The following is a 24,566-nucleotide window of genomic DNA, read 5'->3' as shown; positions in this document are numbered from 1 at the left end:
CTGCATGTCCCGTGCTGTTGATCGTATCCTGCGCCCCAGCCTGATGGCCCTGGCCATCGCCGTGGCCGCGCCATTGGCCAGCCCTGCCCTGTTCGCCGCCGAGCAATCCGCTCAGCGTGCCTACGACCTGCCCAGCGCTCCGCTGGCCACCACTCTCAACCAGATCGCCAGCCAGGCCGGCATCACCCTGGCCATCGACCCGGCATTGGTAAGTGGCCGCACCTCGGCCCCGGTGAGCGGGCAGTACGATGGCCTTGGTGCCCTGCAGGCCGCCCTGCGCGGCACCGGCCTGCAGCTGCAGCAAAGCAGCGTGGGCAGCTACAGCCTGGTGGCTACGCCGGAAGGGACACTGGCGTTGCCGGAGACTGCGATCAATGCGACTTCCAGCTATGAAAGCGCCTGGGGACCGGTAGAGGGTTACACCGCTACCCGGACAGCAGCAGGCACCAAGACCGACACCGCCATCGCCGAACTTCCCCGCTCGGTAAGCGTGATCACCCGCCAGCAGATGGAAGACCGGCCGGTGCTCAGCCTGAACGACGCCCTTCGCTACACCGCTGGCGTGCAGAGCAGCGGCTATGGTTCCGACTCGCGCAGCGACTGGTTGCTGGTACGGGGTTTTGTGCCTACCCAGTTCCTCGATGGCCTGCCATTGCCCAAGGGCAACTACGCCACCCCCAAGATCGAGCCCTGGAACCTGGAGCGCATCGCCGTGCTGCGTGGCCCGGCCTCTTCGGTCTACGGCCAGACTCCACCAGGCGGCCTGCTGGACATGACCAGCCGTCGGCCGCAATTGGAAAGCAGCCACGAAGTCGAAGCCCAGGTTGGCAGCAACAACCACAAGCAGATCAACTTCGACAGCACTGGCAAGCTCGACGATGCAGGCCAGTTCCTGTACCGAGTGAGCGGCACCGTGCGTGACAGCGGTTCGCCGGTAGACCACATCCCGGACAAGCGCTACAACATCGCGCCCAGCCTGACCTGGAACATCAACGACGACACCAAGCTGACTTTCATCAGCCAATACACCCGCGATGACACCGGCATCACCGGCCAGTTCCTGCCACTGCAGGGCACCAAACTGGATAGCCCCGCAGGCAAGATATCGCACCACAAGAACCTGGGCGACCCGGATTGGGAATCATACGACCGCACCTACTACCACCTCGGCTATGCGTTCGAAACACGCCTGAACGACACCTGGCAGTTCCGTCAGAACCTGCGCTACGCGCGTAACGAACTGGACTTCAAGGGCATTACCGCCGGTGGTTCGATCTGGCCAGCCGGCCCGGACGAAGCTGTCAGCGCCGATGGCACCGTGCAACGCACCGCCGGTATCGTCGAGGAGGACATCTCCCAGTTCGCCTTGGACAACAACTTCCAGGCCGACTTCCAGACCGGGCAGGTTGCCCATACCCTGTTGCTGGGGCTCGACCACCAGCGTTCGGACAGCAATGCCCGCTGGCGCTGGGGTTCGGCGGGTGTGCCACCGAGCAATATCCACAACCCCATCTACGGTCAGGATTTCTCGAACGTTCAGTACTTCGACATGTACGACTACGACCAGAAAACCCAGCAGACCGGCCTGTATATCCAGGACCAGATGGCGTTGGACAACTGGCGCCTGACCCTTGGTGGCCGTGAGGACTGGGTGCACACCGGCACCACCTTCCACAACCAAGGCGACGCCACCAATACTCAGCGCGACAAGAAGTTCAGTGGTAACGCAGCTCTCAGCTATGTATTCGATAACGGCCTGACGCCTTACATCTCCTATGCCGAGTCGTTCCAGGCTGCCACCGGTTCCACCGTCAACAGCGCCGATGCCTTCGAACCGACCGAAGGCAAGCAATACGAACTGGGCATCAAGTACCAGCCTCCAGGCAGCAATAGCCTGTTCACCGCTGCTGTGTTCGACCTGACACAGGAGAACATGTCGGTGACCGAGGGAGGTGTCACCCGCCAGGTAGGCGAAGTGCGCGTAAAAGGCCTGGAGTTGGAGGCTACCTCGGATGTGACCGAGAACCTCAAACTGGTGGGCTCGTACACCTACAACGACAGCGAAATCATCAAAGGCACCAGTGACGAGAAAGGCAAGCGCATGGCGCAGGTGCCGCGCAACCAGGCTACTGCCTGGGCTGACTACACCTGGCACAGCGGACCACTGGATGGGTTCGGGGTCGGCGTTGGCGTGCGCTACGTGGGCGACACCTACGGTAATACCACTAACACCGATTGGGGGCATGTTGGGTCCTACACCGTGTACGACGCTTCGGTGCACTACGACCTGGGCCGCCTGAACAGCACCCTCAAGGGGGTGACCGTAGCCGTGGATGCGAAGAACCTGTTCAACAAGGACTACTTGTCTACCTGTGACGGGTACTACTGCTACTACGGCGACGAGCGCAACGTGGTGGCCAGTGTCAATTACAAGTTCTGAGTGAGCCGGGCCATTCACAGCACAAGGCTGCTCCTACAACGGCCAACGCGGTCCCTGTAGAAGCAGCCTTGCGCTGCGAAAGGGCTGCGCAGCAGCCCCAGCTTCCAACAGGCAAAAATCGGTACCGTGATGAAAAGCCCAACCATCCGCCGCTGGTCGGTGATCCACACCTGGAGCAGCCTGGTCTGCACCCTGTTCCTGCTGTTGCTGGCAGTCACCGGCCTGCCGCTGATCTTCCACCACGAGCTCGAACACCTGCTCGGCGACGCCCCCGAACTGCGGGAAATGCCGGCCGATACGCCACACCTCGACCTGCAGCAGTTGGTGATCAAGGCCGAGCAGCACCGCCCCGGCGAGGTCATGCAGTACTTCGGCTACGACGAGGACGAAGCCAACGGCGTAGTGGCCATCACCGCCGCCACCGCCGGCACCGAGCCCAATTCGTCGCACACCTTCATGCTCGACGCCCGCACCGGTGAAGCCGTGGCCATGCCGGCCGCCAACGGCGGCTTCATGATGACCATGCTGCGCCTGCACGTGGACATGTTCGCCGGCCTGCCCGGCAAGCTGCTGCTGGCCTTCATGGGCGTGCTGTTCGTCGTGGCGATCATCTCCGGCACCGTGCTCTATGCACCGTTCATGCGCCGCCTGGACTTCGGCACGGTGCGCCACGGTAAATCCCGTCGCCTGCGCTGGCTCGACCTGCACAACCTGATCGGTGTGGTCACCTTGGCATGGGCACTGACGGTAGGCGTGACCGGTGTCATCAGCGCGCTGTCGGACCTGGTCATCGCCGCCTGGCGCAACGACAGCCTGGCCGCCATGGTTGCCCCGTACCGTGATGCCCCACCGCTCACCGAACGCGCCCCGGCCACCCACCTGCTGACCATCGCCGAACAGGCCGCTCCCGGCATGCGCCCGGACTTCATCGCCTTCCCGGGCACACGCTTTTCCAGCGAGCACCACTATGCGGTGTTCATGAAGGGCGCCACGCACCTGACCTCGCACCTGCTCACGCCCGTACTGATCGATGCGCGAACACTAACGGTGACCGCCGTCGGCGAACGCCCCTGGTACATGGATGCCATGGGCCTGTCGCAACCACTGCACTTCGGCGACTACGGCGGCCGGCCAATGCAAATCCTGTGGGCGCTACTCGATGTGCTGACCATCATCGTCCTCGGCAGCGGCTTGTACCTGTGGTGGGGCAAACAGCGCACGAAGCGGGAGGCGCGGGCATGAGCCACAAGTCACAGCCGACCTGGCGTATCTTCATATGGCCGACGGTCGTGGCCCTGCTCACTGCCGTGGGGCTATTTGCCGCCTTGCTGGGGGACGGGGTCTGGGACAGCCTGGCCTGGCTCGGCCTGGGGGTGTCGGCGGCTCTTGGCCTGCAAGGTTTCTACCCTCGTCCACGGCAGTAGCCGGGTAATACCCGCACCCTCTTTTGCCGCGACATGGTTGGCTGCCATTTTCCAAGGAGCCTTACCATGACACCTTTGCAGCGCCTCGAAGCGCTCGATCAACAACTGATCGCCCTTGAGCAAGGCAAACCCGAACTGGCGGGCGAAACGGAGCCGGCCGCCATGCGTCAGCGTTTTTTCGGTGACCTGGCAGCGTTCTGGAACGACCCTGTCGAAGCAGGCCACAGCCGCGCCCGACAACTGCGCGAACTGCGTCATGAGCAACTTCTGGCCGAACTGGAACTGCGCCTCGCCGACCAGACCCTGGACTACAGCCACATCAGCCTGCTGCGCACCTCCCTGGAACTGCCGCTACCCTGGCAGCGCAACCACCTGCCAGACACCCACCGGGCCCAGGTTTATCGGCCGGTATTCAACCGTTCAAGCCCCCATGGCCGGTTGCCGTTACCCGGCGTGCTGGTACTGGTGGCAGAAGCACCGGAAGGGGCCATTGCCGAGCCTGCAACAGCCACAGGCCAGGCACTGTTGTGCAGCGTGTCTCATGGCGTTGAAGGCTTCGCCAACCTGGCCGAACTGCACAGGGAGCTGTGCGAGCGCCTGGACGACCCCATGCAAAGCCGGCCAATGCTGCAACTGCTACCTCGCCTGCAGGACCAGCAACTGGTCCGGTGTGCCGACCGGCTGCGCTACGAGTGGTTTACCGGCGACCTGGTCGAGCAACAGGCCACTGACGTGATCGACGCGCAGCATCAACGGCTCACCATCGCCTGGCACGCCGCCTGGGCGCTTGACCAGAACCCGAATCTACCGGCACTGAAAAGCACCCTGGCCAAACAGCAGTCACTGACCGATCTCATGGGCAGCCAATACGCGTTGTCCACCCGTTATGCGCTGCTGCTGGAAAAACACCTGCCCGCCTGGCTGCGCCAGAGCTCCACGCAAAGCCTGACGCACATCATGCAAACGATCCAGGAGCTCGCCGGGGCCATCACCCAGGCTGCTGCACCCGGCCTTTTGACCCTGGAGGCGTTCGGCAATCGCCACCACCTGCTGGCATGGGTGCGCGAACGCCTCGGCAAGGCGCTGCGGCGCGAATTCTCCATCGAATTGCCTGCCGAAAAAGTCTGCATAACCGTCACACTTGCACACCGCACCGGCCCGCTGATCAACCCGCTGGCACCTTCGGGTTACGTGGCCGTTGCAAACCGTCGCCATGTCGGTGGCACCATCGAACTGGTAACCACCACCTACCGCCTGGACGAGCTGGCCCTGCTGAACATCGGCTGGTTCGACGTCGATTACTGGCTGACTGCCCGAATACACCACGAAGACGGTTCCACGCTGGAATCAATATCCGCGGAAGGGGTAAAGCGCCTGGTGCGTGAGCTGGACGCCGGCAGTGGCTACATCCGCTACCTGCGAACCCACCTGCTGGAGTCTCCAGGTGCGCGCTGGCGCATGCAATGCCACGGCAACATGAACCGCGCCCGCATGCGCGCCGAGGCGGCCAAGGCCCGCTATGCCAGGCACTTTCTGAACGATACCCACGAGCGGGGCTATCGCTGGGTCAAAGCCGTCACCGACCACCCCGACAACAATTGGCGCCCTACCATCGACGAGCATCGTATTGCGGTGCGCCAACTGATCATCGACGGGCACACGCTGCAAGGGGTACTGCTGCTCAATGCCGAGAGCGACAACCAGCCGTCGCTGGTGCTGTATACGCCGGACGCTCCCGATCGGCGCGCATGGCGTGAATACCCCGATACCCGGGCGCTGCTCAGAACCCTTCGCAGCACGCCTTCCTTGCGAAAGTACCTGATCCAGCGCGCGCCTCTGGCTGATGGCAAGCGGCTCGACAAGTTGGTGCGCAAGGGCCGCCTCGGGCCATACGTGCAAAGGCCAATGATCAACGGCAACCTCTTCGATGCCCTTTACAAGGCCCAGGTCCACGCCATGATCGCCGAGGCCGATACCAACAGCCGCAGCAACCGCGAGCTGCTCGGCGAGTACGGGCTGTCGACGCTGCGCCTGGTTCTCGACATGATCAGCCTCGTGCTACCGGCCCCGACAATGTCAGCCCTGGCCTTCGGCCGTATGTCGATTTCGCTGTGGGACGGCTTCGAAGCCCTGGAAAAAGAGGATTATGCAGCAACCTTCCACCACGCCATGGCCGCTTTGAGCCACAGCGCCGATGGGTTGTCCAGTTTCGCTGGTTCGCCCCTCATGCGCAGGGCGATGCGCGGCCTGCCGCCGCAACCTCCGCGCCCACTGCCGAATACCCACGAAGCGGCCGTGGATGTGAGCAAGCTGCGCTACCGGATCGACGGCGTTCATGGCGAGGAAGTGTACGAACAGATCAACAGCGTACCAGGTCCGGACCGGTACTTCGTCAAGGACAGCCAGGGGCGGTTGTACAACGTCCACTTCGACGGCTATCGCTGGCGGGTACTCGACCCCAGGCAGCCGGATGCCTACGCGCAACTGCCGATCAAACGGCTGCGCAACGGCAATTGGGTGGTCGATTCCATCGTGCTTTGGCATGACGGGTTGCCTGACATAGCCCACCTGCTGGAAGAGGTACGCCTGCAACAACCATTAGCGGGCGAACCGGTGGCAGGGGACGCCGACCTGCACGACGCTGGGGGGCAACTCTATCTGCAGTTGGGTAACCATCAGTTGCCGGTTCGACGGCACCTGCTTGCCGGGCAATACCATTTGCTGCTGCCCGAGAAGGCACTGGGCGCAGTCCACGCCTGGGCAGTATTGCGCCAACAGGGCGGCCAATGGCGCATTCGCGTGCGCCAGCCAGGCCGCAGCAGCGACTGGCTGGCACTACCGGCGGATTACTCGGCCAGCTTGGGCAGCAGCCGGTCCAGCCGCTGATGCAAGGCACTGCCGCTCGGCCAGTTGCGCAGCAGCCGCGCCCGATCACGGGCGTAGGCCGGGGCGAAGCTGAGCTGGGTGGCGTGCTGGCACATGGCGTCAAGGTCGATCAGCGACCATTGGCCGTTGTGCCAGAACAGGTTGTGGCCCTTGAAGTCACCGTGACTGATACGCTCGCGAATCAGCTGCTGCATCACATGCACCAGGGCATCCACCTGCTCCTCGGGCGCATCGCCGTTATCCACGTAGGGCGCGAAGCATTCGGCCAGGTCTGGGCCATCGATATACTCGGTGACCAGGTAGGCACGGCTTCGCAGCCCCATCACCCGTTGCTCCAGCACCGCCAGTGGACGCGGCGTGGCAATGTCGAGGAACTCCAGGCGATGGCCTTCGATCCAGGAATGCCAGGCCCGGCTCGGGCGCCAGAAGCGCTTGAACCAGTGAGCGGTGTTCTTGATGTTGTAGCGCTTGAGCACCAGCGTGCGGCCGCCAACCTCGATGCGCGCCACACTGGCCGCACCACCGGTCTTGTACAGGTGACCCTGGTCGATCAACGCGTCGGCCTGCTCCAGTACCGGCAGCATGGCTTCGACCTCGTCGCGGCGAATTGCCCGCAAGCCCGAAAGGCTGCGCTCGACACTGAACAGGCTGCATTCACGACCAGCCTTTTCCAGGTAATCCTTCTGGCGCCAGCTGCGCACCTTGTCCACCTGCTTCTGCAAGGCTTCCAGCGGCAGCGCATGCTCGGCGTTGGCCAGCAGGTAGTGCACCAGCAGTTCTTCGATGAAAGGCTCCAGGCGCTTGGGGAGCTGAGCGAAGAACACCCCCAGGTTTTCCAGCACACGCGGGCGTGACAGCTGCTGGCCAGGCGTTTCGGTCTTGATGCCGGCGCCGTCGATCAGGTACAGCTTGCCGCCGTGGCGCAGCAGGTTGTCCAGGTGCAGGTCTTCCTGCCACAGGCCCCGGGCGTGCATGTGCGCCACTGCAGTGAGCGCCTCGCCCAGCACCAGATGCTGCTCGTCAGCCAACACCGGCAAGCTCTCCACTGCCGCCCAGGCATCGGCCAGGCTTTCGGCGCTGTCGAGGAATTCGAACAGCAGCCAGCCGCCCTCGCCTTCCTTGAGGCCGTCAGCCAGCAGCTTCGGCGTGGTCAGGCCCTGCTCGGCCAACAGTTTCACGCCTTGCAGTTCGCGCTGGAAATGCCGTGCAGCGCTACCACCGACCAGCAGCTTGGCCAGCACCGGGGTACCGCGCCACACGCCGGCACCCACATAGCGCTGGCCCGGCAGCACGCGCAGCAGGCTGAGCAATTGCAGGTCGGCCGTGCCGGCGGCATCGGCCAGAGTGATGCTCAGGGGCAACGAGGGGCTGCGCCCGGCCTCTTTCAATTCAGACAAACGCATCAGCGGGCCTCTTTTTCACGACGGCGTTGCGTCAGGCGTTGCAGCCAGGTATCGACCAGCGTGCCATCGGCAGGCTGCGCCAGGTAGCTGGCCAGCAACGTACGTACATCGCGCTCGTCCCAGACCGGTGCGCGGCGCAGCAACGGCTCCAGGTCCTTGAGGCGGTCACGCATGCCGAACAGCAGGGGTCGGGTCTTCTCCAGGTCGATCAGTTGCGCGTCCCAGCCTTCGCGGCGCTGACGCAGGAAGATGTGCTTGGGGTAGAAGCAACCATGCACCTGGCCGGCGCTGTGCAGGGTGCGCGCCAGCTGGCCGCAGGCCTGCAGGACACCATTGCGTTCGGCATCGCTCAGTTGTGGCCACCGGGCCAGCAAGCTGTCGAGGTCGGCCCATTCGTCCAGAGCACGAGTCATCAGGATCGCCCGGTGCGTGCCGCCTTTCTTGCGCTCGCCGTAGAACACCGCCTGCAAGGCCGGAATCTGCAGTTTCTGGTAACGGCTGATGTTGCGGAATTCGCGGGCGAAGGTCGGCTCGCCGAATGGCCGGTGCAGGGTACGGGTCAGGTAGTCGCTCTGGCGCTTGAGGTAGTAGCCCTTGCCCTCGAGCTCCAGGCGGTACACGCTGCTCCAGCCACCGCGGCCGGTGTTCGGTTCGTCCACGGCATCCAGTTGCAGCGCCCACAGTGCCTCGAAGTCGTCCAGGCCATGGCGCTTGAGCAGCGCGAGGTCCGCGCTGGCCAGGTAATCGGTCATTCCCTTCCCTCGAAAAAGCTCACCACCTGGCGAATGCGCTTCTTGTCACGCACATTCAGCCGGTCGCGGCCACGATATTGCAGGTAGAAACGCAGGCGCTGGGTCGCCGACAGGTGGTATTTGGCCACTTTGTCCAGGCATGCCAGGTCCTTGATCATCCGGTGCCGCCACATGAAGCCGCGCCAGAAATCGCCGGTGGGGCAGTCGATGAAGAATAGCGTGCCCTGGTCGTCGACCAGTAAGTTGCGCCATTTCAGGTCGTTGTGGGCGAAGTGGTGCTGGTGCATGACCCGGGTGTGGCGCGCCAGCTGGCTGCTGACATGCCCGACCCAGGCGCGATCGGCCAGGCGTGCATCGTTACGCTCGGCCAGCGCCGACAAGTCTTCGGTATGCGGCAGTTCGCGGGTGATCATGGCCCCCCGGCCAAAGGCCAGGCCATTGCGTTCCAGGCCCCAGGCCACCACTTCGGCAGTGGGAATGCCCCACTTGTCGAACTGCTTGAGGTTCTGCCATTCGGCCTTGATCCGCGGCCGGCCCAGGTAACGGCGCATGTGCTTGCCGGCCCCGGTGTAGCGCTTGACGTAATAATTGACCCCGTCACGCGTGATACGCACCACCTCACTGAGCGGGTCGCGGGTCAGGCGCTCGCCTTGCAGGGCAAATACAGCATCGAGGCTGCCGAAGTCCGCCGCCAGGTGTTCGTACCCCGGCGCCAGTGTCCACCCCGCCATCAGAGTGCATCCCCATAGCGTTGCTTGCGGTCATAGAGTTTCTGCGCCTTGCGCTCCAGCCAGGCGAGCAGCGCGGCTTCATCCTTAAGGACCTGCCGCAGCGGGCGCTGGAAGTAACCGCGCAGGAAGCGCAGCTTGTCGCGTTGGGTCAGGCCGATGTCCAGCGCCGAGAAGTACAGCGCGGCCAGGTCCTTGTCGCGCCAGCGGCGGCTGATTTTCGCCCGGGTCTGCGCGCGGTGCAGGTCGATTACCGACAGTTTGAAGTCTTCCGCCGTCACCGGGCGGTCGGTGTGCAGCAGGAAGTGGCAGATGTAGCAGTCGCGGTGGTTGACCCCGGCGCGGTGCATGCCGCCGGTCATCTTCGCCACTTCGGCAATCAGCGCGCGCTTCAGGCGCGGCTCGGGCGGCTGCCTCACCCAGTCGATGCTGAAGTCTTCCAGGCTGATGGTCGGCGCCAGCTCTTCGGTGATGATGAACGAGTGCTGCGCGGCCGGGTTGCTGCCACGCTCGCCATAGGCGACGGCTGTCATGGTCGGCACGCCAACCTGGTGCAGGCGCTGGATGGCCTGCCATTCCTGGCCGGCGCCGAGTACCGGCAGCTTGGCGGTAAGCAGGTTCTTGAAGATCTCGCCCCAGCCGATGCCGCGGTGGATCTTGACGAAAAAGCCCTCGCCAGCGACTTCGGTGCGCAGCGTGCGGCGCCCTTCCAGTTCGCGATAGACCTCGCCTTGCAGCGCCTCCACGGCATCGAAGGCATCACGCCCGGCCCACAGGCGCTTGAACGGTTCGGCCAGTATCAGCTTCATGCGGACTCCTGCCCCAGGATCACGTCGGCGGCATGCTGCGGCATGCTGTACAGATCGGCGGTTTCAGCAAACGCCAGGCCGTTGCGCGACCAGCTGGCGCGGGCCTGCTGGTCTTCGAGCATGCGCTGCAGGTAGCCATTGAGCTGTTCCTGCTCGAACGGCTCGTCCAGCACCAGGCCACTGTCGGCCTCGGCGATATAGTGGGCGTAGCCGCATACTTTGGAGACCAGCACCGGCAAGCCGGCCACCAGTGCCTCAAGCAGTACCGTGCCGGTGTTCTCGTTGTACGCCGGGTGGATCAGCAGGTCGGCGCCCAGCAGAAAGCGCGGGATGTCGCTGCGGCCCTTGAGGAACTGCACCTGCTCGCCCAGGCCCAAGGTAGCACTTTGCAGCTGGAACACCTTGGGGTCATCCTGGCCGATCACCATCAGCCTGGTGCGTTTGCGCAAGGCCGATGGCAGCGCGGCCAGGGCCTTCAGGCTGCGGTCAACGCCCTTGGTCTTGAAGCCCGAGCCAATCTGCACCAGCAGCAGGTCGTCATCGCCCAGGTCGAATTCCTTGCGGAACTCGGCGCGGATTTCGCCGGCATTGGCCGGCGCGCGGCGGTCCTGGGAAATGCCCGGCGGCAGCAGGTGGAAACGCTCCACCGGGGTGCCGTAGTGCTTGATGAACAGCGGCTGCTGCACTTCGGAAATCATCAGCACTTCGGTATGGGCGTCCTTGGCGAACACCGCACGTTCGTACTCGGCAAAGTGCCGGTAGCGGCCCCAGCGGCGGTACAGGCCGCCACGCAGGGTCTGCGCCTTGTCCTCGAAGCAGCCGTCGGCGGCGTAGTACACATCCAGCCCAGGCATCTTGTTGAAGCCGATCAGGCGGTCGACCGGGCGTTTGGCCAGATCGGCGGCCATCCAGGCGCTGAGCTTCTCGTTGCGGCGGTGATTGAAAATCGCCTTCACCGGCGCCACCAGCACTTCGAAGCCCGGCGGAATGTCACCCTCCCAGATCAGCGTGTACACACGGATCTGGTGGCCCCGCTTCTGGCATTCCAGGGCAATGCGCATGAAGTCGCGCTGCAGCCCGCCGAAGGGGAAATATTTGTAAAGCACGAAAGCCAGTTGCATCAACGGACATCCTCAGCCAGCAGCAACGCGCTCAAGCGGCTCGCCACATGCTCGGGATTCAGGCGAGTGAAGCACAGCGGCCACTCGCGTTTCAGATCGAACCGGCGCAGGTCGTCGGCGCTCGGTTTGTAGGTGCACTTCTTCTGCAGGCAGGGCGCGCAGGGCCAGTCACTGGCCTGGTGAATCTGGGTCCGCCCGTAGGCGCCGGTCAGGCCCGGGTTGGTCGGGCCGAACAGCGAAATGGTGGGCACATCGAGTGCCGCCGCCAGGTGGCCGAGGCCGGTATCGACCGCCACACAGGCTTTTGCCGCCGCCAACACGCGTGCGACGCCGGCAAGGTTCAATTTGGGGAGCACCTGGCAGTTGTTCAAGCCCTGGGCGATGCGCTCGGCCCGCGCCTTCTCGGCCGGGTTGCCCCACGGCAGGCGCACTTCCAGCTTGCGCCGGCCCATGCGCTCGGCCAGTTCGCGCCAGTAGGCTTCGGGCCAGTGCTTGGTCGCCCAGGTGGTACCGTGCAGGAACACCACATAGGGGGCGGCCGGCGGCAGTTGCAGGCGCTCGAGGTCGAGGCCGTAGTTGCCGATGCCTTCCAGCAGGTCGTAGGCCAGGGCCATGGCGAACAGCTGGCGCACCCGCTCCACCGCATGCTGGCCGGTGGCAACCGACAGGCGCCGGTCATAGAAGCGGCTGGCCCAGCCTTCGCGGGCCGAGTAGCGGTCCAGGCCAGCCACAGGCGCCTTCACATAGCGGGTCAGCCAGGCCGACTTGACCAGGCCCTGGGCGTCGATCACCAGGTCGTACTTGCGCTCGCGTACACGTTGCTTGAACGCCTTCCACTCGCCGCTCTTGATGGTTTGCCAGAGGTTCTTGCGCCAGCGGCGAATGGCCACCGGGATCACCTGGTCGACCGCCGGGTGCCAGCTGGGGATTTCGGCGAAGCCTTCTTCCACCACCCAGTCGAAGCGGATGCCCGGGATGGCGTGGGCCGCATCGGTAAGCGCCGGCAAGGTGTGGATCACATCACCCAGCGACGAAGTCTTGATGATCAGTACCCGCACTTAGTCGACCTCGGCCACGGTATCGATCAGGTCCGGCCCGGTCAGGCTGTGCAAGGCAGCGATGACTTTGCCCGGTTCCAGCAGGCGCAGGCAGTTGTAGTGGCCGAAGCGGCAGGTGCGGTCGAAGCACGGGCTGCACTCGATGCCGGTGCGCACCACTTCCACGTGCTCGGCCAGCGGCGGGGTGAAGCCCGGCGAGGTCGAGCCGTACACCGCCACCAGCGGGCGGTTCAGCGCGGCGGCCACGTGCATCAGGCCCGAGTCGTTGGACACCACGGCATGGGCGCAGGACATCAGGTCGATGGCCTCGGCCAGCGAGGTTTCGCCGGCCAGGTTGGACGACTCTTCACGCAAGCCCGGGATCAGCCGATCGCGAATCTGCTCACCGACCGGGTGATCGTTCTTCGAGCCGAACAGCCACACCTGCCAGCCCTGGCGGATCATCGCATCGGCCACGGTGGCGTAGTGCTCGGCCGGCCAGCGCTTGGCCTCGCCGAACTCGGCACCGGGGCACAGCGCCAGCACCGGGCGGTCCAGCTCCAGGCCGAACTTGGCCAGGGCGGCGTCGCGGCTTTGCGCTTCGATCTGAAGGCTGGGGCGCGGGTACGGCTGCGGCAGCTCGGCGCCGGGTGCGTAGGCCAGGGCCATGAAGCGCTCGATCATCAGCGGGTAACGGGCCTTGTCCAGCTTGCGCACGTCGTTGAGCAGGCCGAAGCGCATTTCGCCGCGCCAGCCGGTGCGCTTGGGGATACCGGCAAAGAACGGCACCAGCGCCGACTTCAGCGAGTTGGGCAGCAGGATGGCCTGGTCGTACTGGCCGGCCAAGGACTTGCCGATGCGTCGCCGCGTGGCCAGTTCCAGTGCGCCGTGGCCGAGCGGGAAGCTCAGGGCCTGACGGACCTCGGGCATGCGTTCGAGGATCGGCCGGCTCCACTCGGGGGCCAGCACATCGATCACGCAGTCGGGGTGCTGCTGTTTCAGGCACTGGAACAGGGTCTGCGCCATCACCATGTCGCCGACCCAGCTGGGGCCAATGATCAGTATTCTCATGCTTAGTCCAGAAACGCTCGGGGAGGCTACAGGCTGCGGTACAGCCTGGCCTCCCCTCTTTATATTCAGGCTATGTGGCGGACAGTGTACCACTCAGGCATATCCGCCGCTGAGTGCAGACCCTGTGGGAGCGGGTTTACCCGCGAACACCGGCGAAGCCGGTGCCAGGCACCGCGTGGCCTTATTCGCGGGTGAACCCGCTCCCACAGGGTTGGCGGGGCCTTCAGGTAAGGCCCAATTCACCCCAGATCCGCCGCACCTCACGGCGTTCATCGGCAAACTGCGCCGCATCGATAACCCCGGCCTGCTTCTGCAGGGCCTGGCGGTGCGAGGCCGAGCGGAACGCCTTGTACACTTCACGCAACAGCACCGCGTCACTGGCCGGCATCAAACCCGCCTGCTCCAGCTCTTCCAGAATGCGGATGTTATCGGTCCATCGGAGTATGGCCGGGTGGTCGTGGGACCAGGCCAAAGCGGCGTATTGCACCATAAATTCGATATCGACGATACCGCCGGCATCCTGCTTGATATCGAACGGTACACCGGCCTCGAAGGCGTTGGCCGCGGTACCGGCAGCGGTGGCCTTGGTGCCGAGGTTGTCGCGCATCTTGGCGCGCATTTCGCTCACTTCGCTGCGCAGTTTTTCCAGGTCGCGGGCCTGGCCCAACACCTTGGCGCGCACACCTTCGAACGCCGCGCCCACCTGCTTGCAGCCCACCAGCACCCGGGCCCGCACCAGGGCCTGGTGCTCCCAGGTCCAGGCCTCGTTCTGCTGATAGCGCTCGAACGCTCCCAGCGAGCTCACCAGCAGACCCGAGGCACCCGACGGGCGCAGGCGCATGTCCACGTCATACAGCTGGCCCGAGTTGGTCTGGGTGGTCAGCAGGTGAATGATGCGCTGGCCCAGGCGGGTGAAGAACTGCGCACTGTCGATCGGCTTGGCGCCGTCGGTTTCCGCCTGCGGGTCGCCATCATGGATGAATACCAGGTCCAGGTCCGAACCGTGGCCCAGCTCCAGGCCACCGACCTTGCCGTAGCCGATGATGATGAAGCCCGGGTCGCACAGGCTGCCGTCGCTGCGCTTGGGCTGGCCGTGGCGGGCCACGGTCTGGCGCCAGGCCAGGGCCAGTACCTGGTCGAGGATGGCCTCGGCCAGCCAGGTCAGGTAGTCGCTGACTTTCATCAGCGGCAGGTTGCCGCTGATTTCCGAAGCGGCCACGCGCAGGCTGTGGGCCAGCTTGAAGTGGCGCAGCGCCTCCATTTGCTGTTCCAGGTCGTCCTCAGGGATGCGCGTCAGGCGCTCGCGCAGTTCGCTGGCCAGCTCCGGCGCCAGTGGCGGGCTGAACAGGCGGCCTTCGTTAAGCAGCTCGTCGAGCAGCAGCGGGTAGCGGGCAATCTGCTCGGCAATCCACGGGCTGGCGGCGCACAGGGTCAGCAGGCGGCGCAAGGCGCCGGGGTTTTCGGTGAGCAGCACCAGGTAGGCGGAACGCCGTGCCACGGCCTCGACCAGCGGCAGCACGCGCTCGAGCACCAGGTCGGGGTTGTCATGTTCCACAGCCTGCGCCAGCAACCGTGGGATAAAGGCGTCCAGGCGCTCACGGCCAATCCGCTGCATCGAACGCAACTGCGGGCTGGAGCGCAGCGCGGCCAGGCGCCGCAGGGCTTCGGCAGGCTGCTGGAAACCGGCCTCTTGCAGCTGACGGCCAGCCGCATCTTCATCCTGTGCCTGCTCCCACAGCGGTGACCATTCCCCCCCCACCACCAGCTCGCCCTCGCCGTCTTCATCATCCGGGTCGGCGATCACTTGGCGGAAGTGCCAGTCAATACGGCCACGCCAGTGCGTCAGCTGGTCATGGAAGCTTTGCCAGTCGGCATAGCCAAGCATGTAGGCCACCCGCGCCTGATCGATCTCGTTGTCCGGCAGCATCTGCGTCTGGCGGTCGGCGATGGCCTGGATGGCGTGTTCGGTATAGCGCAGGAACTCATAACCCTCGCGCAGCTCGGCGACCACGGCTGGCGGCAGGTAGCCCTGGCCCTCGAGGGTGGCCAGCACTTTAAGCAGCGGCCGCTGTTGCAGGCTGAGGTCGCGCCCGCCGTGGATCAGCTGGAAAGCCTGAGCGATGAATTCCACCTCACGAATACCCCCGGCACCCAGCTTGATGTTGTCGGCCATGCCCTTGCGCCGCACTTCCTGCTGGATCAGCTGCTTCATGGTGCGCAGCGCTTCGATCGCGGAAAAGTCCAGGTAGCGGCGGTACACGAACGGCCGCAGCATCTCCTGCAACTGTGCCCCGGTCGCCTGGTCGCCGGCCACAACCCGCGCCTTGATCATCGCGTAGCGTTCCCAGTCACGGCCCTGGTCCTGGTAGTACTGCTCCAGGGCATTGAAGCTGAGCACCAGCGCGCCGGCCGAACCATACGGGCGCAGGCGCATGTCGACGCGGAAAACGAAACCGTCGACGGTGACCGGGTCCAGCGCCTTGATCAGGCGCTGGCCCAGGCGGGTGAAGAACTCCTGGTTGTCCAGCGAGCGCTTCACCCCTTCGGTTTCACCGCCTTCGGGGAAGGCGAAGATCAGGTCGATGTCCGACGACAGGTTCAGCTCCACTGCCCCCAGCTTGCCCATGCCCAGCACCACCATGTGCTGCGGCTGGCCGCTGCGGTTGCCGACAGGCGTGCCGAACTGCTGGCAGTGGCGCGGGTACAGCCATTGGTAGGCTTCGTCGATGGCGGCGTCGGCCAGGTCGGACAGGTCGCGGCAGGTTTCGCCCAGCTCGGCCTGGCGGGTGATGTCGCGCCAGATGATGCGCAGCTGTTGGCGGTTGCGCTCGCGGCGCAGGTTGCGCGCCAGCTCGTCCTCGCTCTGCGCCGCCTGGGCGGCTGCAGCGATGTGCCCGCGCAGTTCACCCGCGGCGTAACGCCGATCCAGCTCGCCACTGGCCAGCAGGCCGAACAGCATGGCCGGCTCGCGCCGGACCAGGCCGAGCACGAAGTCGCTGGCGGCGGCTACCTGGTCGAACTGTTGCCGGTGCAGCGGGCTCCAGGCCTGGAGGTCGAGTTCCGGGTGGGCAGCCACCGCATCGCTGATGAATTGCTGGTTGCGCGCGACCAGCGGCTGCAGGGTAGCGGGCAGATCGGACGGCAAAGGTAGGCGCATGGTCTATCCTTGATCGGCGTGAAATAGAGGGGAAGAAGCGGCCAAGGGGAAGCCGGACCACGGTTGGACTGTCGTACAAAAGTTGGAAATAGCTGAAAGAAGCGAAAAAATGGCAACAAACATCAAAAATTACCCGTTCGCGACACAATGCCAACCAACATGAACGTTTTTCCTCACAAGCCAACATGCGACGAAACGTCGCACAAATGTAGTTTTACTACTACTCGCGTCACGTAAAAGCATGAAATGCGAAAGCAAATGTAGTAAAACTACACGGCGCCGGAGGACACCCCGGTAATCCAAGAATTCACGACGTCTGCCCATAAGGCCAGTCGCAATCTCAGGCAATCGATTCTGGTTGCCTTTCCGCCCTGGAGCAAGCCATGCAAGACCTCGATCCAATCGAAACCCAGGAATGGCTGGATGCCCTGGAGTCGGTCCTCGACAAAGAAGGCGAAGACCGCGCTCATTACCTGATGACCCGTATGGGCGAGCTGGCCACCCGTAGTGGCTCCCAGCTGCCGTATGCGATCACCACGCCATACCGCAACACCATCCCTGTCACCCACGAAGCACGCATGCCTGGCGACCTGTTCATGGAACGCCGCATTCGCTCGATGGTGCGTTGGAACGCCCTGGCCATGGTCATGCGTACCAACCTGAAAGACTCGGACCTGGGCGGACACATCTCCAGCTTCGCCTCCAGCGCCACCCTGTACGACATCGGCTTCAACTACTTCTTCCAGGCCCCGACCGAAGAACACGGCGGCGACCTGATCTTCTTCCAGGGCCATGCCTCGCCAGGCATCTACGCCCGTGCGTTCATGGAAGGCCGTATCAGCGAAGACCAGATGAACAACTTCCGTCAGGAAGTGGACGGCAACGGCCTGTCTTCGTACCCGCACCCATGGTTGATGCCTGATTTCTGGCAGTTCCCGACCGTTTCGATGGGTCTGGGCCCGATCCAGGCCATCTACCAGGCACGTTTCATGAAGTACCTGGAAGCCCGCGGCTTCATCCCGGCCGGCAAGCAGAAGGTCTGGTGCTTCATGGGCGACGGCGAGTGCGACGAGCCGGAATCCCTGGGCGCAATCGCCCTGGCCGGCCGCGAGAAGCTGGACAACCTGATCTTCGTCATCAACTGCAACCTGCAGCGCCTCGACGGCCCGGTTCGTGGCAACGGCAAGATCATCCAGGAACTCGAAGGCGTGTTCCGTGGCGGTGGCTGGAACGTCAACAAGGTCGTCTGGGGCCGCTTCTGGGACCCACTGTTCGCCAAGGACACCAACGGTGCCCTGCAGCGCCGCATGGACGAAGTCATCGACGGCGAGTACCAGAACTACAAAGCCAAAGACGGCGCGTACGTTCGTGAAAACTTCTTCAACACCCCAGAGCTCAAGGCCATGGTCGAAGACCTGTCCGACGAAGAGATCTGGAAGCTCAACCGTGGCGGCCACGACCCGTACAAGGTTTACGCGGCGTACCACCAGGCGGTCAACCACAAGGACCAGCCTACCGTCATCCTGGCCAAGACCATCAAGGGTTACGGTACCGGTGCCGGCGAAGCCAAGAACACCGCGCATAACACCAAGAAGGTCGACGTCGACAGCCTGCGTCACTTCCGTGACCGCTTCGACATCCCGGTCAAGGATGCCGACCTGGAGAACCTGCCGTTCTTCAAGCCGGAAGAAGGTTCTGCCGAAGCCAAGTACCTGGCCGAGCGCCGTGCTGCCCTGGGCGGTTTCGTGCCACAGCGCCGCGCCAAGAGCTTCAGCGTACCGACCCCGCCACTGGAAACGCTGAAAGCGATCCTGGACGGCTCGGGCGACCGCGAAATCTCCACCACCATGGCCTTCGTGCGTATTCTGGCGCAGCTGGTCAAGGACAAGGAAATCGGCCAGCGCATCGTCCCGATCATCCCGGACGAAGCCCGTACCTTTGGTATGGAAGGCATGTTCCGCCAGCTGGGCATCTACTCGTCGGTCGGCCAGCTCTACGAGCCAGTCGATAAAGACCAGGTGATGTTCTACCGCGAAGACAAGAAGGGCCAGATCCTCGAGGAAGGTATCAACGAAGCCGGCGCCATGTCGTCGTTCATCGCTGCCGGTACCTCGTACAGCTGCCACAACCAGCCGATGCTGCCGTTCTACATCTTCTACTCGATGTTCGGCTTCCAGCGTATTGGCGACCTGGCCTGGGCCGCTGGCGACAGCCGCACCCGTGGCTTCCTGATCGGCGGTACTGCCGGCCGTACCACCCTGAACGGTGAAGGCCTGCAGCACGAAGACGGTCACAGCCACATGATGGCGGGCACCATCCCGAACTGCCGCACCTATGATCCGACCTACGGCTACGAGCTGGCGGTGATCATCCAGGACGGCATGAAGAAGATGACCGAAGAGCAACAGGACATCTTCTACTACATCACCGTGATGAACGAATCCTACCAGCAGCCAGCCATGCCGGCCGGTGTCGAGGAAGGCATCATCAAAGGTATGTACCTGCTGGAAGAAGACACCCGCGAAGCCGCGCACCACGTACAGCTGATGGGCTCCGGCACCATCCTGCGCGAAGTACGCGAAGCAGCGAAGATCCTGCGTGAAGAGTTCAACGTTGGTGCCGACGTGTGGAGCGTCACCAGCTTCAACGAACTGCGTCGCGACGGCCTGGCCGTGGAACGCGCCAACCGCCTGAAGCCTGGCCAGAAGCCACAGCAGACCTATGTCGAGCAGTGCCTGAACGGTCGCAAGGGCCCGGTCATCGCCTCCACCGACTACATGAAGCTGTTCGCCGAGCAGATTCGCCAGTGGGTACCGAGCAAAGAGTTCAAGGTCCTGGGTACCGACGGTTACGGTCGCAGCGACAGCCGCAAGAAGCTGCGTCACTTCTTCGAAGTCGACCGCCACTTCGTGGTGCTGGCTGCCCTGGAAGCCCTGGCTGACCGCGGCGAGATCGAACCAAAGGTTGTTGCAGACGCTATCGTCAAGTTCGGTATCGACCCGGACAAGCGCAACCCACTGGACTGCTGAGGAGTATTTTTAAGTGAGCGAACTCATTCGCGTACCTGACATCGGCAGCGGTGAAGGTGAAATCATCGAGCTGTTCGTCAAGGTCGGTGATCGTATCGAGGCTGACCAAAGCCTGCTGACCCTGGAGTCCGACAAGGCCTCCATGGAGATCCCGGCCCCGAAAGCCGGCGTCATCAAGGAACTGAAGGTCAAGCTGGGCGACCGCCTGAAAGAAGGCGACGAACTGCTGGTCCTGGAAACCGAGGGCGCCGCTGCAGCGGCCCCTGAGGCTCCGGCCGCCGCTCCGGCCCAGGCTGCTGCGCCGGCTCCGGCCGCCGAAGCCGCCCCTGCCCCAGCTCCGGCAGCAGCCCCGGCTGCCGCCAGCGTGCAGGACATCCACGTGCCGGACATCGGTTCGTCGGGCAAGGCCAAGATCATCGAAGTGCTGGTCAAGGTCGGCGACACCGTCGAAGCCGACCAGTCGCTGATTACCCTGGAGTCCGACAAGGCCTCCATGGAAATCCCGTCGCCGGCTGCCGGCGTGGTCGAAGAAGTCCTGTGCAAGCTGGAAGACGAAGTAGGCACTGGCGACCTGATCTTCAAGCTGAAAGTCGCGGGCGCTGCCCCGGCTGCTGCTCCGGCACCTGCCGCTGCTGCCCCGGCCAAGGCTGAAGCGGCTCCGGCCGCCGCACCTGCCGCTGCAGCCCCGGCTGCTGCCCCTGCACCGGTTGCTACCGCACCGGCTGCCGGTAGCAACGCCAAGGTTCACGCAGGCCCGGCGGTTCGTCAGCTGGCCCGTGAATTCGGCGTCGACCTGGGCGCGGTTGCCGCGACCGGTCCGCACGGCCGCATCCTGAAAGAAGACGTGCAGGTCTACGTCAAGGCGATGATGCAGAAGGCCAAGGAAGCACCGGCAGCCGCCGGCGCAACCGGTGGCGCCGGCATCCCGCCGATCCCTGCCGTGGACTTCAGCAAGTTCGGTGAAGTGGAAGAAGTGGCCCTGACCCGCCTGATGCAGGTCGGTGCTGCCAACCTGCACCGCAGCTGGCTGAACGTGCCGCACGTGACCCAGTTCGACTCCGCCGACATCACCGAGCTGGAAGCCTTCCGCGTTGCGCAGAAGGCCGTGGCCGAGAAGGCTGGCGTTAAGCTGACCGTGCTGCCCCTGCTGCTCAAGGCCTGCGCCTTCCTGCTCAAGGAACTGCCAGACTTCAACAGCTCGCTGGCGCCAAGCGGCAAGGCCATCATCCGCAAGAAGTACGTGCACATCGGCTTTGCCGTGGACACCCCGGACGGCCTGCTGGTCCCTGTGATCAAGAACGTCGACCAGAAGAGCCTGCTGCAACTGGCTGCCGAAGCGGCTGCGCTGGCCGAAAAAGCCCGCACCAAGAAGCTGTCGGCCGACGAGATGCAAGGCGCCTGCTTCACCATCTCCAGCCTCGGCCACATTGGCGGCACCGGCTTCACGCCGATCGTCAACGCGCCGGAAGTGGCGATCCTGGGCGTCTCCAAGGCGACCATGCAGCCAGTCTGGGATGGCAAGGCCTTCCAGCCGAAGCTGATGCTGCCGCTGTCGCTGTCCTACGATCACCGTGTGATCAACGGCGCTGCCGCCGCGCGCTTCACCAAGCGCCTGGGCGACGTGCTGGGCGATATCCGCACCATGCTGCTGTAAGGCAGCCCGCTGCCCCTCCCTGCGAGGGGCAGTATGCTTTTCGAGCTGCCACGCTCGTACCTCAACCCCGTCGATTGGCGGGGCTTTTTTTTTGCCTCGCATAAGGCACATTGGGGGCGCAAAGCGGCCCCGGAAATATCAGCCAGACTACAGATTCCCACCCACCAGCCGATAACCCGTCCACAGCATCACGCATGGCTGCTTGCCAGCCCCCGGGACATGATGCAACCTTGCCAGACCTGCCGCCCCCAAAGGCCGCGTTTCCTCTTCAAGCGAGTCTTCGATGAAAAGCCAACCCGATGCCGCCAGCCGTGTGGCGGCCGAGGTCGTCACGCAGTTACCCGTGCCCTCGCGGCTCGGCATGCTGCGCTTCGAAAGGCTCAACGAAGCCACTTGGGCCATGCTCTACCTCGACCCGGCCTGCGAGCGCCAGTTCGGCCTGCACGCTGGCGACCTCTGCGCCCTGGTAGACGCACCCTACGCCAGCCTGATGGAACCCGAGGCCCGCTACCAGCTACACGACGAGATCCAGCTGCAACTGGCCCAGCGCGGGTACTACCGCGTGCGCTACACCTTGCACACGCCAACTGCTTCGCTACGCCTGCTGGAGGCTGGGGAAGCCTACAAGCAGCACAACCGCCATCTGTTGCGCGGCTACCTGAGCGTGCTCGACGACCAGGCCGAAGAAACCAGCGATGCCGGTGCCAGCGACCTGGAATCGCGCAACAACCGCCTGCAACTGGCCCTGCAACTGAACCAGCGCGCGCAGCAGGAACAACTCGAACACCTGGAACGGGTACGTGGCCAGCAAGACCTGATCCTGCGCCTGGCCCGCCAGCGCTACAGCGCAGGCAACTCTCTGCGGGAAGCCGCCCAGCTGATTACCCAGAGCGCCTGCGAAATCTACAAGGTCGATATTGCGAGCATCTGGCACCTTGAAGACCAGCGTCTGGAGCCGATCATCGCCTGGTACCGGGACGCGCAAGAACACCGCCAGCCCGAAGCCATCGATGCCAGCCGCTTCCCCGACTACCTTGACGCGTTGCACGCCAGCCGCGCCATCGACGCCCACAATGCCAGCCACGACCCGCGGACTCGCGCCCTGACGCAAAGCCTGTGCCCGGATAACAAGGCCATGCTCGATGCCAGTATCCGTGTCGATGGCCAGGTCGTCGGCGTGCTGTGCCTGGAGCAGACCGGCCAGACACGGGCCTGGCAGTCGGACGAAATCGCTTTTGCCGGCGAACTGGCCGACCAGTTCGCCCAGGTCATCACCAACCACAACCGGCGCACCGCCGCCAGCGCCCTGCACCTGTTCCAGCGCGCAGTCGAGCAAAGCGCCAGCGCCTTCCTGCTGGTCAACCGCGACGGTGTGGTGGAATACGTCAACCCCAGCTTTACTGCCATCACCCAGTACAGCACCGAGGAAGTGCAAGGCCGCCACCTGGCCGAGCTGCCAGCGCTGGAGAACCTGAGCGAGCTGCTGTTCGACTCGCCGTCGAGCCTGGCCATGGGCAACAGCTGGCAGGGCGAGTTCAAGAGCCGGCGCAAGAACCTCGAACCCTACTGGGGCCAGCTTTCGATTTCCAAGGTATATGGCGACAACCGTGAGCTGACCCACTACATCGGCATCTACGAAGACGTCACCCAGACGAAGCTGGCCCAGCAGCGCATCGAGCGCCTGGCCTACACCGACAACCTGACCAACCTGGGCAACCGCCCGGCGTTCATTCGCAGCCTGGACGAGCGCTTTGCCCGTGATGGCGAATACTCGATGTGCCTGCTGCTGGTGGACATCGACAACTTCAAGCGCATCAACGACAGCCTCGGCCACCAGACCGGCGACAAGCTGCTGATCAGCCTGGCCCGGCGCCTGCGCAACAGCTTGCACTCCGGCGGTATCCTCGCGCGCTTTGCCAGTAACGAGTTCGCGGTACTGCTCGACGATACAAGCCTTGAAGATGGCCAGGGCGTCGCCCAGCAATTGCTGCGCACCCTCGACAAACCGATGTTCGTCGACAACCAGCTGATCAACGTCACCGCCTCGGTGGGCCTGGCCTGCGCGCCACTGCATGGCGCCGACCCGGCCAGCCTGATGAAGAACGCCGGCCTGGCGCTGCACAAGGCCAAGGCCAACGGCAAGCATCAGGTGCAGGTGTTTACCGAAGTGCTCAATGCCGAAGCCAGCTACAAGCTGTTCGTCGAGAACAACCTCCGTCGTGCCCTGACCCAGAACGAGCTGGAGGTGTTCTACCAGCCCAAGCTGTGCCTGCGCAGCGGTCGCCTGTTGGGGCTGGAAGCGCTGCTGCGCTGGAACCACCCTGAACGCGGCATGATCCGCCCGGACCAGTTCATCAGCGTGGCGGAAGAAACCGGCCTGATCATCCCCATCGGCAAATGGGTGGTGCGACAGTCGTGCCGCATGAGCCAGCAACTGCGCGAAGCCGGCATGGGCAACCTGCATGTGGCCATCAACCTGTCCCCCAAGCAGTTCTCCGACCCGGACCTGGTGGCATCGATCAGCACGATCCTCGAGGAAGAAGCCCTGCCCCCGCACCTGCTGGAGCTGGAGCTGACCGAAGGCCTGCTGCTGGAAGCCACCGAAGATACCCACCGCCAGCTGGATGAACTGAAGGCCCTGGGCCTGACACTGGCCATGGACGATTTCGGCACCGGTTATTCGTCGCTGAGCTACCTGAAGAAGTTTCCGATCGACATCCTCAAGATCGACCGCAGCTTCATCAACGAGATCCCGGACAACCAGGACGACATGGAAATCACATCGGCGGTGGTGGCCATGGCTCACAACCTCAAGCTGAAGGTGGTGGCCGAGGGTATCGAGACACCGGAGCAGCTGGCGTTCCTGCGTCGGCACCGCTGCGACGTGGGCCAGGGCTACCTGTTCGACCGGCCGATTCCGGGGCGCGAGCTGGCTGAACGGCTGAAGCGCTATCCGCGTGGCCCGGTGGCCTGACAGCCGCGCAAACCTCGGGCACTATAGAGCCCATACGGGCCCCTTCGCGGGTGAACCCGCTCCCACAGGTACATCACAATA

At 64.1% G+C, this 24,566-nt stretch carries 15 protein-coding genes; 7 read left to right on the top strand and 8 right to left on the bottom strand.

From position 1 onward, the window contains the following. Positions 1-4: 4 nt before the first annotated feature. The 4 genes from RR51_RS08665 to RR51_RS08650 all read left to right on the top strand — a co-directional run bounded on the left by RR51_RS08665 (position 5) and on the right by RR51_RS08650 (position 6,750). Positions 5-2,440, top strand: a complete 2,436-nt coding sequence (locus tag RR51_RS08665) for a TonB-dependent siderophore receptor (RefSeq protein WP_039613217.1) — start codon at positions 5-7, stop codon at positions 2,438-2,440. A gap of 129 nt (positions 2,441-2,569) precedes the next feature. Further along, positions 2,570-3,682: a PepSY-associated TM helix domain-containing protein gene (locus RR51_RS08660; RefSeq protein WP_039613216.1), complete on the top strand. Its 1,113-nt coding sequence runs from the start codon at positions 2,570-2,572 to the stop codon at positions 3,680-3,682. Continuing rightward, on the top strand, positions 3,679-3,864 hold the full coding sequence (locus RR51_RS08655) for a hypothetical protein (protein WP_039613215.1): 186 nt from the start codon (positions 3,679-3,681) through the stop codon (positions 3,862-3,864). Before RR51_RS08660 ends, RR51_RS08655 begins: the two co-directional genes overlap by 4 nt. Before the next feature lie 66 nt (positions 3,865-3,930). Continuing rightward, positions 3,931-6,750, top strand: a complete 2,820-nt coding sequence (locus RR51_RS08650; RefSeq protein WP_039613214.1) for a dermonecrotic toxin domain-containing protein — start codon at positions 3,931-3,933, stop codon at positions 6,748-6,750. Here the strand turns inward: RR51_RS08650 and RR51_RS08645 are convergent. The 8 genes from RR51_RS08645 to glnE form a co-directional block, all read right to left on the bottom strand. Beyond that, positions 6,711-8,153: a lipopolysaccharide kinase InaA family protein gene (locus RR51_RS08645; protein WP_039613213.1), complete on the bottom strand. Its 1,443-nt coding sequence runs from the start codon at positions 8,151-8,153 to the stop codon at positions 6,711-6,713. The two genes, RR51_RS08650 and RR51_RS08645, sit on opposite strands and share 40 nt — an antisense overlap. Next, complete coding sequence (locus RR51_RS08640) at positions 8,153-8,905, bottom strand: lipopolysaccharide kinase InaA family protein (protein ID WP_039613212.1); 753 nt, start codon at positions 8,903-8,905, stop codon at positions 8,153-8,155. Before RR51_RS08640 ends, RR51_RS08645 begins: the two co-directional genes overlap by 1 nt. After that, positions 8,902-9,636, bottom strand: a complete 735-nt coding sequence (locus tag RR51_RS08635) for a lipopolysaccharide kinase InaA family protein (RefSeq protein ID WP_039613211.1) — start codon at positions 9,634-9,636, stop codon at positions 8,902-8,904. The genes RR51_RS08640 and RR51_RS08635 overlap by 4 nt, the downstream gene beginning before the upstream one ends. Continuing rightward, positions 9,636-10,442, bottom strand: a complete 807-nt coding sequence (rfaP, locus tag RR51_RS08630) for a lipopolysaccharide core heptose(I) kinase RfaP (protein WP_013970539.1) — start codon at positions 10,440-10,442, stop codon at positions 9,636-9,638. The genes RR51_RS08635 and rfaP overlap by 1 nt, the downstream gene beginning before the upstream one ends. After that, positions 10,439-11,563, bottom strand: a complete 1,125-nt coding sequence (locus tag RR51_RS08625; protein ID WP_039613210.1) for a glycosyltransferase family 4 protein — start codon at positions 11,561-11,563, stop codon at positions 10,439-10,441. Before RR51_RS08625 ends, rfaP begins: the two co-directional genes overlap by 4 nt. Continuing rightward, the gene (waaC, locus tag RR51_RS08620) at positions 11,563-12,621 is read right to left on the bottom strand and encodes a lipopolysaccharide heptosyltransferase I (RefSeq protein WP_039613209.1); all 1,059 of its coding nucleotides are present in this window, start codon (positions 12,619-12,621) and stop codon (positions 11,563-11,565) included. The genes RR51_RS08625 and waaC overlap by 1 nt, the downstream gene beginning before the upstream one ends. Continuing rightward, on the bottom strand, positions 12,622-13,671 hold the full coding sequence (gene waaF, locus RR51_RS08615) for a lipopolysaccharide heptosyltransferase II (protein ID WP_013970536.1): 1,050 nt from the start codon (positions 13,669-13,671) through the stop codon (positions 12,622-12,624). A 223-nt stretch (positions 13,672-13,894) separates the two neighbouring features. Next, on the bottom strand, positions 13,895-16,828 hold the full coding sequence (gene glnE, locus RR51_RS08610) for a bifunctional [glutamate--ammonia ligase]-adenylyl-L-tyrosine phosphorylase/[glutamate--ammonia-ligase] adenylyltransferase (RefSeq protein ID WP_039613208.1): 2,934 nt from the start codon (positions 16,826-16,828) through the stop codon (positions 13,895-13,897). 383 nt (positions 16,829-17,211) lie between these two features. On the opposite strand from glnE, the gene aceE reads away from it, so the two are divergent. From aceE to RR51_RS08595, 3 genes are all read left to right on the top strand, one after another. After that, on the top strand, positions 17,212-19,857 hold the full coding sequence (aceE, locus tag RR51_RS08605; protein WP_003258640.1) for a pyruvate dehydrogenase (acetyl-transferring), homodimeric type: 2,646 nt from the start codon (positions 17,212-17,214) through the stop codon (positions 19,855-19,857). Between the two features lie 13 nt (positions 19,858-19,870). Next, positions 19,871-21,511, top strand: a complete 1,641-nt coding sequence (gene aceF, locus RR51_RS08600; protein WP_039613207.1) for a dihydrolipoyllysine-residue acetyltransferase — start codon at positions 19,871-19,873, stop codon at positions 21,509-21,511. Between the two features lie 283 nt (positions 21,512-21,794). Next, positions 21,795-24,485 carry a putative bifunctional diguanylate cyclase/phosphodiesterase gene (locus RR51_RS08595; RefSeq protein WP_039613206.1) on the top strand — a complete coding sequence of 897 codons (2,691 nt, stop codon included), beginning with the start codon at positions 21,795-21,797 and terminating at the stop codon, positions 24,483-24,485. Positions 24,486-24,566: the final 81 nt, after the last annotated feature.

The organism is Pseudomonas sp. C5pp (assembly GCF_000814065.1).
GTDB classification, from domain to species: Bacteria; Pseudomonadota; Gammaproteobacteria; order Pseudomonadales; family Pseudomonadaceae; genus Aquipseudomonas; species Aquipseudomonas asiatica.
This window is presented reverse-complemented; position numbering and strand designations above follow the sequence as displayed.

Coding starts and splice junctions, on each gene's coding strand:
- RR51_RS08665 (WP_039613217.1), top strand. CDS start 5: ATGTCCCGTGCTGTTGATCGTATCCTGCGCCCCAGCCTGATGGCCCTG.
- RR51_RS08660 (WP_039613216.1), top strand. CDS start 2,570: ATGAAAAGCCCAACCATCCGCCGCTGGTCGGTGATCCACACCTGGAGC.
- RR51_RS08655 (WP_039613215.1), top strand. CDS start 3,679: ATGAGCCACAAGTCACAGCCGACCTGGCGTATCTTCATATGGCCGACG.
- RR51_RS08650 (WP_039613214.1), top strand. CDS start 3,931: ATGACACCTTTGCAGCGCCTCGAAGCGCTCGATCAACAACTGATCGCC.
- RR51_RS08645 (WP_039613213.1), bottom strand. CDS start 8,153: ATGCGTTTGTCTGAATTGAAAGAGGCCGGGCGCAGCCCCTCGTTGCCC.
- RR51_RS08640 (WP_039613212.1), bottom strand. CDS start 8,905: ATGACCGATTACCTGGCCAGCGCGGACCTCGCGCTGCTCAAGCGCCAT.
- RR51_RS08635 (WP_039613211.1), bottom strand. CDS start 9,636: ATGGCGGGGTGGACACTGGCGCCGGGGTACGAACACCTGGCGGCGGAC.
- rfaP (WP_013970539.1), bottom strand. CDS start 10,442: ATGAAGCTGATACTGGCCGAACCGTTCAAGCGCCTGTGGGCCGGGCGT.
- RR51_RS08625 (WP_039613210.1), bottom strand. CDS start 11,563: ATGCAACTGGCTTTCGTGCTTTACAAATATTTCCCCTTCGGCGGGCTG.
- waaF (WP_013970536.1), bottom strand. CDS start 13,671: ATGAGAATACTGATCATTGGCCCCAGCTGGGTCGGCGACATGGTGATG.
- glnE (WP_039613208.1), bottom strand. CDS start 16,828: ATGCGCCTACCTTTGCCGTCCGATCTGCCCGCTACCCTGCAGCCGCTG.
- aceE (WP_003258640.1), top strand. CDS start 17,212: ATGCAAGACCTCGATCCAATCGAAACCCAGGAATGGCTGGATGCCCTG.
- RR51_RS08595 (WP_039613206.1), top strand. CDS start 21,795: ATGAAAAGCCAACCCGATGCCGCCAGCCGTGTGGCGGCCGAGGTCGTC.